Annotated in this window: 13 protein-coding genes; 4 read left to right on the forward strand and 9 right to left on the reverse strand. The window is 59.3% G+C overall.

Going from position 1 to position 13,437, the window contains the following annotated elements:
- Positions 1-233: 233 nt before the first annotated feature.
- From B0E55_RS15820 to B0E55_RS15830, 3 genes are all read left to right on the forward strand, one after another.
- Positions 234-1,283, forward strand: coding sequence for an alpha/beta hydrolase (locus B0E55_RS15820; RefSeq protein WP_021343370.1), 1,050 nt, complete (start codon positions 234-236; stop codon positions 1,281-1,283).
- A gap of 255 nt (positions 1,284-1,538) precedes the next feature.
- Positions 1,539-2,555: an alpha/beta hydrolase gene (locus tag B0E55_RS15825; protein ID WP_060939303.1), complete on the forward strand. Its 1,017-nt coding sequence runs from the start codon at positions 1,539-1,541 to the stop codon at positions 2,553-2,555.
- An 84-nt stretch (positions 2,556-2,639) separates the two neighbouring features.
- Complete coding sequence (locus B0E55_RS15830) at positions 2,640-4,691, forward strand: prolyl oligopeptidase family serine peptidase (protein WP_029254801.1); 2,052 nt, start codon at positions 2,640-2,642, stop codon at positions 4,689-4,691.
- Positions 4,692-4,695: 4 nt separating this feature from the next.
- Here B0E55_RS15830 and B0E55_RS15835 read toward each other — a convergent pair whose 3' ends face one another.
- Both B0E55_RS15835 and ppk2 read right to left on the reverse strand, forming a co-directional pair.
- Positions 4,696-5,529: an alpha/beta hydrolase family protein gene (locus B0E55_RS15835; RefSeq protein WP_020906717.1), complete on the reverse strand. Its 834-nt coding sequence runs from the start codon at positions 5,527-5,529 to the stop codon at positions 4,696-4,698.
- 51 nt (positions 5,530-5,580) lie between these two features.
- Positions 5,581-6,495, reverse strand: a complete 915-nt coding sequence (ppk2, locus tag B0E55_RS15840) for a polyphosphate kinase 2 (protein WP_037129644.1) — start codon at positions 6,493-6,495, stop codon at positions 5,581-5,583.
- Positions 6,496-6,640: 145 nt separating this feature from the next.
- Here ppk2 and B0E55_RS15845 point away from each other — a divergent pair, with 145 nt between their 5' ends.
- Positions 6,641-6,844, forward strand: a complete 204-nt coding sequence (locus B0E55_RS15845) for a PspC domain-containing protein (RefSeq protein WP_003941534.1) — start codon at positions 6,641-6,643, stop codon at positions 6,842-6,844.
- 94 nt (positions 6,845-6,938) lie between these two features.
- Here B0E55_RS15845 and B0E55_RS31910 read toward each other — a convergent pair whose 3' ends face one another.
- The 7 genes from B0E55_RS31910 to B0E55_RS31540 form a co-directional block, all read right to left on the reverse strand.
- A complete protein-coding gene (locus tag B0E55_RS31910; protein WP_003941503.1) occupies positions 6,939-7,082 on the reverse strand; it encodes a hypothetical protein in 144 nt (47 codons plus the stop codon).
- A gap of 63 nt (positions 7,083-7,145) precedes the next feature.
- Positions 7,146-7,421: a hypothetical protein gene (locus B0E55_RS15850; RefSeq protein ID WP_003941513.1), complete on the reverse strand. Its 276-nt coding sequence runs from the start codon at positions 7,419-7,421 to the stop codon at positions 7,146-7,148.
- A 122-nt stretch (positions 7,422-7,543) separates the two neighbouring features.
- Positions 7,544-8,989 carry a wax ester/triacylglycerol synthase domain-containing protein gene (locus B0E55_RS15855; RefSeq protein ID WP_080910010.1) on the reverse strand — a complete coding sequence of 482 codons (1,446 nt, stop codon included), beginning with the start codon at positions 8,987-8,989 and terminating at the stop codon, positions 7,544-7,546.
- Positions 8,990-9,125: 136 nt separating this feature from the next.
- Entirely contained in the window at positions 9,126-10,586 is a 1,461-nt protein-coding gene (locus tag B0E55_RS15860; RefSeq protein ID WP_080910030.1) for a wax ester/triacylglycerol synthase domain-containing protein, read from the reverse strand.
- Positions 10,587-10,961: 375 nt separating this feature from the next.
- On the reverse strand, positions 10,962-11,156 hold the full coding sequence (locus B0E55_RS15865) for a hypothetical protein (RefSeq protein WP_020723597.1): 195 nt from the start codon (positions 11,154-11,156) through the stop codon (positions 10,962-10,964).
- A 297-nt stretch (positions 11,157-11,453) separates the two neighbouring features.
- Positions 11,454-11,585: a hypothetical protein gene (locus B0E55_RS32460; RefSeq protein ID WP_255246887.1), complete on the reverse strand. Its 132-nt coding sequence runs from the start codon at positions 11,583-11,585 to the stop codon at positions 11,454-11,456.
- Positions 11,586-12,299: 714 nt separating this feature from the next.
- Positions 12,300-12,998 carry a hypothetical protein gene (locus B0E55_RS31540; protein WP_042951134.1) on the reverse strand — a complete coding sequence of 233 codons (699 nt, stop codon included), beginning with the start codon at positions 12,996-12,998 and terminating at the stop codon, positions 12,300-12,302.
- Positions 12,999-13,437: the final 439 nt, after the last annotated feature.

Here is a 13,437-nt window from a genome sequence, read left to right on the forward strand (position 1 = left end):
TCACTAATCCCGTCGATGATCAGGGAAATTCACCTGAAACTGGTCGTACGTTCAGCAAATCTCTGGTTCACTGGCGGATAACGCACCGATGCGGTAGAACTTACAAGACTCACACGCCCTGTACCTATCGACAGAGCATGTACCCAGCATGAATTCCCGTACGGGAACAGCAACAAAGGACCGTTCACTCCTGGGCGGATTCGAAGGAATTTTAGGTGGAGGTTTCTGAACGTATGCGTGCTCGCACTTTCAAGCGTGGCCGTCTGGTCGCCGCTGTAGCCGCAGTATCCGTGCTGCCGATGCTGATCAGCCCTGCAGTGTCGTCCGCGGGCGGAGATCCGTCGACCACCACGGCAACTGTTGCCAAGGCAAACACAACGGGTTCCAAGCTCTCGAGCCGCACGGACAACGGGCGCATCGCCACCATCAAGGTGTACTCACCTTCCATGGGACGCGACATTCCGCTCGAGGTCATCCTCCCAGCAGACGGCAGCGAACCCCGCCCTACGCTCTACCTGCTCAACGGTGCAGGCGGCGGCGAAGACCGGGCGACGTGGCAGCGTCAGACCGACGTCAACGAGTTCTTCGCTGACAAGAACGTCAACGTCGTCACCCCGCTCGAAGGTGCATTCAGCTACTACACCGACTGGGTGAACGACGACCCGTCCCTCGGCCGTCAGAAGTGGCAGACGTTCCTGACCCAGGAACTCCCGCCCGTCATCGACGCCGAGTTCAACACCAACGGCGTCCAGTCGATCTCCGCGATCTCGATGACCGCGACCTCGGTCCTCAACCTCGCCATCGCAGCTCCGGGCCTCTACAAGGGCGTCGGTGCATACAGCGGATGCGCCGAGACCAGCACACCGGTCGGCCAGTCCTCCATCGAACTGGTTGTGGGCATGCGCGGCGACGCTGACGTGACCAACATGTGGGGCCCCCTCGACGGCCAGGGCTGGATCGACAACGACCCCGTCGTCAACGCCGAGAAGCTCCGCGGCACCGAGCTCTTCATCTCCACCGGCTCCGGACTCCCCGGCCCGCACGACACCCTGAACAACGAGGCGATCAACGGACAGGTCGGCACACTCGCCAACCAGGTGATCGTCGGCGGCGTCATCGAGGCAGCAGTCAACTACTGCACCCACAACCTCGCCTACCGCCTCAACGATCTCAAGATCCCGGCCACCTTCGACTTCAAGCCGACCGGCACCCACTCGTGGGGCTACTGGGAAGACGATCTCCACAACTCCTGGCCGATGCTCGCTCGTTCGATGGGCATCTGACCGAAATCGTTCCGACTCGACCCCGCTCCCTGCACTTCCTGGAGCGGGGTCGAGTGCTTGTCTGGGCCGATTCGGGGGTTAATTCGGGGGTTAATTCCGGGGCCAATTCAATTGTCAGGCAATCGAATCGCGTCACTTTCTGCGCCCGCTCTGCTTTACTGACACATAACAAAAAGTGAACCTGTTCCAGTAAGGGCTCACAGGCACTTCGATCCGTTCCGGATCCGAAGACATTCAGGTGGAGGATCCGAACGTATGCGTGCTCGAATTTTCAAGCGTGGCAGTGTGATCGCAGCTCTCGCAGTGGCCACGGTGCTGCCGATGCTGATCAGTCCGGCGACAGCTTCTGCGGGCGGTGACACGTCCGGATCGCACGTCGTGAGCAACACCAAGACCGGCGACCGCAAGGTCACCATCTCGGTCTTCTCCCCGGCGATGGATCGCAACATCCCGCTCGAGGTCATCCTCCCAGCAGATGGCAGCGAACCCCGCCCGACGCTCTACCTGCTCAACGGTGCAGGCGGCGGCGAAGACTCGGCGACCTGGCAACGCAAGACCGACGTCATGAACTTCTTCCAGGACAAGAACGTCAACGTCGTCACTCCACTCGAAGGCGCATTCAGCTACTACACCGACTGGGTGAACGACGATCCGGTTCTCGGTCGCCAGAAGTGGCAGACGTTCCTGACCCAGGAACTCCCGCCCGTCATCGACGCCGAGTTCAATACCAACAAGGTCCAGTCGATCTCCGCGATCTCCATGACCGCGACCTCGGTCCTCAACCTCGCCATCGCGGCTCCCGGCCTCTACAAGGGCGTCGGCGCGTACAGCGGATGTGCCGAGACCAGCACTCCCGTCGGTCAGAGTGCGATCGAACTTGTCACAGGTACCCGCGGCGGAGCTGACATCACCAACATGTGGGGCCCCCTCGACGGTCAGGGCTGGAAGGACAACGATCCGGTCCTCAACGCCGAGAAGCTCCGCGGCACCGAGCTCTACGTCTCCACCGGCTCCGGACTCCCCGGCCCACACGACACTCTCGCCAATCCCGCGATCAACGGTCAGGTCGGTGCGCTCGCCAACCAGGCGATCGTCGGCGGCATCATCGAGGCAGCGGTCAACTACTGCACCCACAACCTCGCCTACCGCCTGAGCGACCTGAAGATCCCGGCCACCTTCGACTTCAAGCCGACCGGCACCCACTCGTGGGGCTACTGGCAAGACGATCTCCACAACTCCTGGCCGATGCTCGCTCACTCCCTGGGCGTCTGACCCGATTCGTTCTCACTCGACCCCGCTCCAGTGTTTCGGGAGCGGGGTCGAGTGCTGTCGGGAGCGAGCAGTAAGAATGGACGTATGACTTCCGATCAGCAGCCCACCACCGGCGACGACCCCTACCTCTGGCTCGAAGACGTGACCGGTGAGTCTGCACTCGATTGGGTCCGTCAGCACAATGCCGTGACCGAGGAGCAGCTCACCGACAACGAGCGCTTCGATCGACTGCAGAGCGACGTGCGCGAGATTCTCGATACCGACGCGCGAATCCCCTACGTCCGCCGTCGAGGTGAGTTCCTCTACAACTTCTGGCGCGACAGCACCCACGTTCGCGGATTGTGGCGACGCACGACGTTCGATCAGTACGTCACCGACGACCCGGAATGGGACGTCCTGGTCGACCTCGACGCCCTGGCCGAGGCCGAGGGCGAGAACTGGGTCTGGAAGGGCACGCAACTTCTACGGCCACACCGCAACCGTGCATTGATCAGCCTCTCCCGCGGCGGGGCAGACGCGGCGGTCGTTCGCGAGTTCGACATCGACAAGCGCGAGTTCCTCGCTCCCGAGGGCGAGAATCCCGGCTTCTACCTTCCCGAGGCCAAGACCGACATCGACTGGATCGACATCGATACCGTCTACGTCGGAACGGATATCGGACCAGGGTCGCTCACCGATTCCGGATATCCCCGTCTGGCCCAGCGGTGGAAGCGCGGCACTCCCCTCTCCAGCGCCGAGACCGTCTACGAGGGCCAGGCCACGGACGTGGCCATCTCGGCTTCGCACGATCCGACGCCCGGGTTCGAACGAGACTTCGTCACTCGCTCGGTCGATTTCTACAACTCTCAGCATTTCGAAGTTCGCCCCGACGGTGAGCTGGTGCTCGTGGACGTCCCCGAGGACGCCGGGATCTCGATTCACCACGAGTGGTTGTTGATCCGCACCAAGTCCGTGTGGGCCGTCGAGGACACCGAATATCCGACCGGCGCACTGCTTGCCATCCGTTACGACGATTTCCTTGCCGGCTCACGAGCACTGACATCGATCTTCGAACCCGACGCACATTCCTCACTCGAGCACTACACCTGGACACGCGATCATCTGATTCTCGTGGTACTCACCGACGTCCGCACCACGCTGCGCATCCTGACACCGGGCGAAAACGGCTGGGAGGACCGGCCTTTCGAAGGGCTCCCAGAACTGACCAGTATCGAAATTCTCGACACCGACCCCGATGTCAGCAATGAATACTTCGTCAACTCGAGTGGATACACCTCCCCTGCAACTCTTTTGCACGGCGTGATCGGCGAAACCGAACCCACTGCCCTCAAGCAGGCTCCCTCGTTCTTCGATGCCGAGGGCATCACCACAGAGCAGTTCTTCGCCACCTCTGCCGACGGCACCCAAGTTCCGTACTTCGTGGTGCGCAGTCCGCGTAACGAGCCCGGCCCCACCCTGCTCTACGGGTACGGCGGATTCGAGATCTCGCTGACGCCGTCGTACAGCGGTTCTCTGGGCCGTGCCTGGCTGACGCAGGGCGGCACCTACGTGGTTGCGAACATTCGTGGTGGCGGCGAGTACGGACCCGGTTGGCACACACAGGTTCTCAAGGCCGGGCGCCACAAGGTGCACGAAGACTTTGCTGCCGTCGCGAGGGACCTCGTCGATCGCGGAATCACGACCCCGGATCTTCTGGCAGCTCAGGGCGGAAGCAACGGCGGCCTGCTGATGGGCATCATGCTGACCAAGTACCCCGAGCTCTTCGGCGCCATCGTCTGCCAGGTTCCGCTGTTGGACATGCGGCGATTCCATCTCCTGCTGGCCGGCGCTTCGTGGATGGCCGAATACGGTGACCCCGATGTCCCGGAGGAGTGGGCATTCATCTCGGAGTACTCGCCGTATCAGAACATCGACGCCGCCGCGTCGTACCCACCGATCCTGATCGCGACGTCCACCCGCGACGACCGCGTCCACCCCGCGCATGCCCGCAAGATGGCCGCACGGCTGGAAGAGCTGGGCAAGCCGGTGCTGTATTTCGAGAACATCGAGGGTGGCCACGGCGGCGCCGCGGACAATGCTCAGCTGGCCTTCAAGACTGCGCTGACCTACGAGTTCCTCTGGCAGAAACTCGGCTGATCTTTCAGCGGTCGCGCAACCACGCGACGACGCGCTCGCTCACAGCGGTGGGATTGCGTATCCAACCGTTGTGACCGAGTGGTTCGTCGATGTGCGTCATCGTCACTTGGGCCCCGGAGAGCTTGTCCACCAGGTTCTTTGCCGACCGGCGTGGAGCGAGATCGTCCCCTTCGATCGTGATCGACAGAACCGGCAAGGTCAGGCGAGCGATCCGCTCCTCGTAGTCGATATCCGCACCGACGGGTTCCATGCGACCGGTCCTGGCGAACCGGGCCCAATCGGTGATCAGTACTTTCGACTGTCGACCGAAGCCGCCGACGTTGACCCGGTCTCCAGGCCAGAAGCCGGCGATGTTGGCTGTCACCGACATCGCGGACGAACCCAGATAGAGTCCGGGCGCACGGATTCCGGGGAATCCGCGGTGATACGGCGATCCGGAGGCAACCAGGATCAGTCCGCCGAGCCGGCCCCGAATCCTGGACGCGTACATGACCCCGATCTGGCCGCCCATGCTGTGCCCCATCAGAAATGGTGTGCTGGCCGGAAACCGCTCACGCACCACCTCGAACGTCGCCGGACAATCGATCGAGACCAGTTCCTGATATCCGAAAACACTCGACGCGCTCGGGCGCGGTTTGCTGTCACCTTGGCCACGCAGTTCACCGATGGCCGCATTGAAGCCGGCTTCGACCAGGGCCTGCGCCACCGGATCGTAGAACCCGGCGGGAACTCCGAGCCCGGGCAACATCACCACCACGGGTGCGTCGTCGTTCGGTCCGGGAAACAGACGGATCGGGGTCACGGTGCCGTCAGGGAGTTGGATCGGTACGGTCTCCATTCAACTCACACTAACCACCCACGCCGCGGATGGGCAGAGCCCACGCGCCGACTATTCGAGGCTTCCCACGATCAGCGGATCCGGAGTACCCACGATCTCGTAATCCTTGTTGTCGTAATCGAACTGACTGAGCACGTGACGCATCGCGTTTATCCGCGCGCGTTTCTTGTCATTGCTCTTGATGACGGTCCACGGAGCGGTGTCGGTATCGGTGAACCGAATCATCTCTTCCTTCGCCGCCGTGTACGCATCCCACTTGTCCAGAGAAGCGATGTCCATCGGCGAAAGCTTCCACTGCCGAACGGGATCGACCTGTCTGATCGCGAACCGCGTGCGCTGCTCCAGCGGTGAAACCGAGAACCAGAACTTGATCAAGCTGATGCCGTCGTCGACGAGCATCTGCTCGAACAACGGCACCTGGCGCAGAAAACGCTCGTGCTCCTCGTCGGTGCAGAAGCCCATGACCCGCTCGACCCCGGCCCGGTTGTACCAAGACCGATCGAACATCACCAGTTCCCCGGCTGCGGGAAGGTGCTGCACATAGCGCTGGAAGTACCACTGCGTCGACTCGCGAGCCGACGGCTTCTCCAATGCGACGACCCGTGCGCCGCGAGGATTGAGGTGCTCCATGAATCGTTTGATCGTTCCGCCCTTGCCGGCGGCGTCGCGTCCTTCGAACACTATGGCGTGCCGTGCGCCGGTTTCTTTCGACCAGTTCTGCAGCTTGAGGAGTTCGATCTGCAGCAGACGCTTGGACATTTCGTACTCGTCCCGAGGCATCCGTGCCTCGTACGGGTAGCCCTCCCGCCAAGTGTCGACCTCGAAACCGTCCGGCGACGTCAGCAGCACCGGATCGTCGTCGTCATTGTCGTCGACGGTGAAGGCGGCGGTGTCGGCCAGATCGACGGCGGTCGAGAGATCCGCGAAGGCGCTGAGGAACGGTCGGCGTTCTGCTAAATCGGTCACCGCCGACAAGTTAGTCTCCCGCAGCAACTGTTCGGTGAAGCTGGGATGAACTACCGGGGTATGACACGGCGGCCTCAAAAGATCAGGGTGCAGATGGGGGTCGTCCCCGATGGTGCGCGGCGCAATCTCGCTTCAGAATTGAAGCATGACATTCGAAAGCAACACACCTCGCCCCTTCACCCGTTCCAACGACAAGAAAATGTTCGCCGGAGTGTGCGGCGGAATTGCAGATTACTTCGGCGCCGACGTAAATCTTGTCCGTCTACTCGCGGTTATCGCCGCTATTTGCACGGGTGGAACCGCGGCTTTGGTATATCTCGCCGCCTGGATGCTCATGCCGTTAGGTTGAGAATTCCGGCAATTGACATGGCGAGAATTACGCGCCGACAAAAAGGTATTTCGGGGCCTACGCGCCAACACGAGCAGGCCCCGAAATCGACAATCTACTTGGCGGCCTTCAACTCTCCACCGCTGAGCGCAGCGAGGGCCTCGAGACCCTTGACGGCCAGGCCACTGACGCTGCCCAACCCCTGACCGATGATCGCACCGACTGAGCCGGCAGCGTCCATGACAGATCCTTCAAGCATGACGTTCTCCTTTAGATGTTCAGTGGTTCACTTGGGACGAGCAAAAGACGCCGATCAGAAAACTCAGGGAACGACGGGCGGTGTAAAGCTGAGAGTGTCGAGAGATCCGAAGATTCCACCGGCGGTGTCAGCCAGTGAACCGAAGAGGTTTGCACCGACATTGTCCAATCCCAGCAGCATTGTCAGCAAAGCCTGCATCGGTGCACCGTCCCCATTCGGACCACCGAGAATATCCATCAACGAACCCATGTTCAGCTCCTCGCGTAGGTGATTCTTTTTACCGTCGGTGACGATTATCGAACCAGTCCGGCGGTAGACACTCGACGTGTCGACAGTCACATTAATCCGCGAGATAACGACTCGACACCACTACGGACAATTACCTTAATTAGGATGAATTCGACAGAAATTTCCCGAACACAAATCGTCGATTCACCACAAGTTCCGACGCAAGTTGCTCTTTATCGTTCGCCTACCTCACGATTTTGGTCAGAAACTGCCTGCAAAAGCGTCGTGAACCCCACCCGCAACAATTCGACGTAGTGCTCGATATCCGGCATCGTCTCTTGCGAGACGATGACATTGAGCGTCAGAGAACCTCCACGCGCGGCAATGAGGAAGTGGCGCAGAATGTCTCCGTCGACCGGCGCCTGCCCACCGAGAACTGCCACCGCCGGCGCACCTTCGAAAACGTTGCCGTCAACTGATACCGGGACATTGCTGATCGTCGTGTTCTGAATGACCTTGTGCGAAGGGTCCAGCTTGTTGAGCCGACGCGAGAGACCGGTGAGTCTGAGCAGAGCCGCAGGCGAAGTTTCGATGCGCGTGCCGTAACGACGGACGGCTGGGTGTGAACTCCGCCCTTTGGCCCTCAGCGCCGAATCTCTGATTCGTGTCAGCCGCTCGACCGGATCTTCGACGTCTGTGTGCAGATCGACCGTCAACAGCGCCAGTTGGTTGGCCGACTCCCATTCGGCTATCTTCCGCATCGATCGGGGAACCATCGCCGCCAACCCACTGGCCGATTTCTCGCCCTTCTCCGACAGGTATGCGTCGAGAGCACCGGCGACGACGGTCAGGAAGATGTCGTTGACCGTCACGCCCGGAACGGCCGCTCGGATCGCCTTGATGTCTGGGCCGTCCAGCGTCAGGAAATCGATCGTGATGTCTCCGCCCAGCACGCCGTTGAATCGGGTCGGTAGGCGGTCGGCCGAGTACGTAGGCAGCTCTCCGGCCTCTTCCGCCTCCCGAACCGTCTCGGCCGCAACCTTTGTCACGGACAGACCCCGGCCGAAACGGATCGCCTGGCCGGGCAGACCCACGACCGTGCGCCCGATCAAATCCAGCGACGAAAGCCCCGAACCGGCACGCTTCGTCTCCGGTTTCGGCGGACCGGAGAACAGAAGGTTGGTCAGATCGCGGATCGCCAGACCGTCACCGGCCCCGTGGTGGGTCTTGAGCATGATCAGCGTCAGATTGCCCGGTAGCTCGTCGATCCCGTGCACGCCGGTCATGACGTGCAACTCCCAAGGCGGCCGGGACAGGTCCATCGGCTCCCCGAGCGAGCGCCCGAGCAATTCACGAACCGGCGCCCACCCGGCAACAGGGGCACGATGGACGTGCACGTGATCATCGACGTCGAAATCGGCCGGGACCCAATAGGGATAGTCCAGATCCAGCGGAACTCGCTGGAGCCGACTCGTGAACAGTGGCCAGTACCCGAATCTTTCGGTGATCCACCGAACCGCGTCGTCGTGCGTCATCTCTGCGAGCGGATGGCCCGTCGTGTCGAAGAAGTAGGCGCAGACCATGTGGCTCAGATGTCCGCCGGACTCGTTGTAGACGAACTCCGCGTCTCGCGGTCCCATCTGAGATACCGCGGCTGGCAACGAGTTCCGAAAGATCATGCATGCCCCTCAATTCCGACGCTGAACGAATGTCCGAATTGTAGCGAGCTGACATGCAGATCCTCGGGGTTCTGCCCGGAATCGTTGGGTATCACCGGATCCAGCAATCGGAAAAGGTGCCTGCGATTCCGATCGATCAGGAGGCAACCTCTTGGTCAGGTGAATCCGCAGTCTGCATCGCGGCTGCCGCCGCCAAATCATCGAAACTTGCTCGCAGCAGTTCGATGTAATGATGGAGATCGGGCATGGTCGCGGTATCCGCGATGACGTTGAGGGTCAGTCCCCCACCTGCTGCGGCGACCATGAAATGCCGTAGCCCGTCGCCGTCAACCGGGGGCTGGGTTGCCAGCACGGCTGCACCCGGTGCACCGTTCAACGTCAGCCCTTCAACAGAGAGCGGAATATTGCTCACCATTGTGTGCTGGTAGCGGGGACGAGTGACATCGTGGGAATTCCTACTTCGCGCAAAAGCAATGAATCTCAGCAGAAATGCCGGCGCCGTTTCGATCGCGGCGTCCACACGGCGCGTGGCAGGGTGGGAAGTGCGTACCTTCTCCGAACGCGAGGATTCCGCGATGAGTGCCAATCGTTCCAGCGGCGCCGCAACGGACGTGTGCATATCGACTGACAAGGTCACCAGTTGATTGGCAGACTGCCACTCCTCGACCTTGCGCATCGAGCGAGGCACCATTGCCACCAAGGATCCCCCTGGCGGCTCACCATTTTCTGTCAGATACCGCGACAGCGCACCACCGACGATCGCCAGGAGAACATCGTTGACAGTGGCGCCTGGAACCGCGTGTTTGACCCGACCGATTACGGCACCGGGAAGGGTCAATTGCTGCAGCGTTCCCGATCCGCTGACTTTGCCGTTGAACCTGGTAGCCGGACGTTCGTTGAGGCTCTCGACCCATTCACCGGCCGATTGGGCCGCGTTCGCAGCGCGTTGAGCAGCGCGATTCCCAGGAACGCTCCGGGCGAATCTGAACATCTGGCTGGGAATGCTCGCCAACGATTCGAGGAGTACACGCACCTTCAATAGTCGAGGTACTGGAACGTGTCGGGCGGCTCGCTCTTCGCCTGAGAAGATGGATTCCCCCAACATCCGGATTGCTATCCCATCCGCTGCGCTGTGGTGGGACTTGAGCACTACGGCGGTCAGCCTCCCGTCCAGATCGTCGAGACCTTCGATTCCGTTGAAGAAGTGCAACTCCCATGGCGGACGGGTCAAGTCCATCCGTGAAGTCATCAAAGCACTCAAAGGCTTCTCTAGTGACGCCCAACCAGGCTCCGTGAGGTCTGTGACGTGTACGTGGTCACGGATGTCGAAGTCATTGACTGGCATCCAGTACGGATGATCGAGTCCGAGCGGGATACGACCTACCTTGTGGGTGAACATGCGATGGTGGCCGAGCCGTGCGGTCACCCATTCGACTGCTTGCTCGCGCGAGAACTCCGACTCAGGGCGCTGAGAAGTATCGAAGAAATACACCCCTATCAAATGCCCCAGATGGCCGTCCGCCTCGTTGTAGATGAAATCGGCATCACGCGGGCTCAACCGCGCCAACTGCACCGCAAATTTGCTGGGCAATCGCATCGACACTACCTCGTCTCACTGCATCGGTAATCGTGACCGGAACTCGAAACCGAATGATCCCCGAGGCGTACGTCAGCCTCGGGGATCATTCGGACTCGGTGGCGTATTCCAATTCAGACTCCACCAAGAATTTCCTACTTCGGATTCTGAAGCATCTTGCTTCCGGCGGAGGTGAGGCCCGCTGTGTCGATAACCCATTGCACGATCGAAGTCAGGTATCTTTCAAGCATTGTGCATCTCCTTTCATCACACTGGGAAGGACGAAAGCGCGTTCAGGTATTTCCCGATCGTGCCCACGAGATCAACCGACCCGAAACTGACGAGATCGGACAGGTACGTCAATGATCCGTTCAACATTTCTTTCTCCTCTTCGGATTAGGTGCCGGCTATGGAGCCGAGGCCGGATTGGATCGATCCGGCTGACGCAGCGGATCCTGTGACACCCAGTTCAATGAAAGAAGAGATAGCTGCGAAAACTCCCTCGATGATTCCCTTGAGAGCCGCCAAAGGCAACTGGACCGAGTTCGCGTCGATGCTGCCGACCGCGTCGATCAAACTTGCTGTATCCACTGTACTTCCACACTCCTTGGAATTCGTTCGTTCGGGTTCTGAAAAGAAAACAGCGGAGTCCATCAGATCTGCGTGGCCGTTATCCAAACACGCGGGTCTTGACGATTCCGAATTACGGCAGAGGGGGAACCTGCCATCCCAGGTCGATCGACGACATTATCGGCGCGAAAATGATGCCCGCAATGACCGACTTGATCAACCCTCCCATTTCGCCTTCGAGCACATCAGCGACCGATCCCAAACTACCCATCATTCACTCCCACTGTCAGAAAGATCCTCGGAAATTGAAACTATCGATCAGCTGAGTTCGATAGCGGATACCAACGAGCCTGTGCCGGCCTCTACGCCCGGCAGCATCGACCCGCTCCATGTGTTGGCCAGCAGATCGGTGAACAATTGCGCAGTCGCTTGGAGGAACATGACGATCATACTGATTCCCACCCTTTCGTAGGTCTTGGATTACTCATAGGACGTTTACATCGGACCGCTTGCAGTAGCCCACAAAGAACTGGTCCGAGCAGCAGAGAGAAAGATTTTGCAAACCAGGTAACCGATATTCTTCGGGGCGTACGCACCCTTTCGCGGCTGTGGGGTGACATCAAGGTAGTGCAGAAGAGCCCGATTTGGGGAACTTTCGGCTAAACATTTTGAAGCTTTCTGAAACCTGTTCCATTTTTGCAGGTCGCGGGCCCGAGCCGGCCACAATTTCTACTGAAATCCATCAACACACCGCACTCAATAGCTTCGGCAACGCGGCACTACACACTGCAACGTATCTGCCGACGAGTGCAATCGATCTGTCTACCAATACCGTTCGACTACGCAATCCGAAGGTGAAAACGTCCCGCGAAAGTACTAGTACTAGAGGACGTTTCAACTCCGACGCACCGACAAAAGTGCTAGCTCTCAACCATCCGAGTCCGAACGGCTATGACTGCCAATAAGATTGAATCCACGTTGCTGGATCACCAAATGATCTGAGCACAGGAATGTCTGTGGAGGAAACCAAGTCCACAGCCGCGCACCACAGCTGACCGAGAGACGTGACCGCCTGTGCCAATTTGCACGGACGGCCACGTTCTCGCCGCATATCACCGCCGCGACCAATTAGACTAATTCACGACGGAGACAGAGCATCCAATGTTAGTGAAGCGTGCCGGCGCCCGCATTGAGTGCCGGGTAACTTCCAACCGCCCCCGTGATGTCGTCAGACGGAACGCAAGAGGTAGATGCACTGACTGGAATCACAACGGCTACTCCGTTCGCCTTGAAGCTGAAGTAGTTATTCGCAAAGTTACCGAACTCGGCCGCGGTTCCCGAAGTAGAGAGTTTTACATCGAACACCGGAGACGTCGTCACAACGGTGATCTGAGGTGCCTTGAATGTCGTGCTCGGGCCGACTCCAAACTTCCCAAGAGTAATAATTCCGCCTGAAGCCGAAACAGTAGGACTACCCGAACTGATATTCGTACCCGAACTCGTCTTGGTCGCACTTGTCAACGTCGCGGTATTGTACGAGAGCTTGTACTGAATATCACTCAATCCCTTGAAAGTATAACCCGGGAACGAGCTCGGCGTAGTCTGGTCCCCGAATTGGATTGTGTAGGTATTCGGCTGACCGGCCGGCGCAACGACCGTATGGTCAACGGTGACAGAAAGGTTTTCCAACTGCGCAACATTTCCAGGTGAACCGGCCCAACACGCGTTCTTAAAGCTTGTTGTCGTGGGCCCCGCTGTTGCCGACGCCGGAGCAACGGCCGCGAACACCAAACCTGCTGATGCAGCTACCGCTGCGAGACCAATCGTAGTACGTCGCGCCAGTGATACAGTCATGTTCTTCACTCCTATTTCCTCGTAAGGCGGTTTGATCGAACTGCCTGTCCGACGCGGTTACGCTCGCAGCGTTCCGTGTCGTCAGTTCCCCCTACCCGCGGATATCCCGGGTGGAAGTCATCGACTCATAGCCGAGTCGGATATGGCAACAGATGCAGTCACCCACTCCGAGCCTTTAATCAACACGCAGTGGATCCATTCATTAAACTCACCTGTATCGTGAAGAATTTAACAACAATATTAGATAAGCTTCACCATCCGGCCGAAGACGCCAGAGATAAATATTCCATTATATGCGCTGAGCAACGAATCGTTCCCGCAAATATTTCAATCACGATTTCGGGAAATTGAAATTTGCAACCCGTAGCGAATAGTACTTGTATACACCAAAAGGCGTAGACATGAAGCCATCTGCTTCGATACATTTCAATTGCTTCAGACCGGAACT

The sequence above is a fragment of the Rhodococcus sp. 66b genome (assembly GCF_002076325.1).
Lineage (GTDB): Bacteria > Actinomycetota > Actinomycetes > Mycobacteriales > Mycobacteriaceae > Rhodococcus_F > Rhodococcus_F erythropolis.

Coding starts and splice junctions, on each gene's coding strand:
- B0E55_RS15825 (WP_060939303.1), top strand. CDS start 1,539: ATGCGTGCTCGAATTTTCAAGCGTGGCAGTGTGATCGCAGCTCTCGCA.
- B0E55_RS32460 (WP_255246887.1), bottom strand. CDS start 11,585: ATGATCGTCATGTTCCTCCAAGCGACTGCGCAATTGTTCACCGATCTG.
- B0E55_RS15845 (WP_003941534.1), top strand. CDS start 6,641: ATGACATTCGAAAGCAACACACCTCGCCCCTTCACCCGTTCCAACGAC.
- B0E55_RS15860 (WP_080910030.1), bottom strand. CDS start 10,586: ATGCGATTGCCCAGCAAATTTGCGGTGCAGTTGGCGCGGTTGAGCCCG.
- B0E55_RS15830 (WP_029254801.1), top strand. CDS start 2,640: ATGACTTCCGATCAGCAGCCCACCACCGGCGACGACCCCTACCTCTGG.
- B0E55_RS31910 (WP_003941503.1), bottom strand. CDS start 7,082: ATGCTTGAAGGATCTGTCATGGACGCTGCCGGCTCAGTCGGTGCGATC.
- B0E55_RS15855 (WP_080910010.1), bottom strand. CDS start 8,989: ATGATCTTTCGGAACTCGTTGCCAGCCGCGGTATCTCAGATGGGACCG.
- B0E55_RS15835 (WP_020906717.1), bottom strand. CDS start 5,529: ATGGAGACCGTACCGATCCAACTCCCTGACGGCACCGTGACCCCGATC.
- B0E55_RS15820 (WP_021343370.1), top strand. CDS start 234: ATGCGTGCTCGCACTTTCAAGCGTGGCCGTCTGGTCGCCGCTGTAGCC.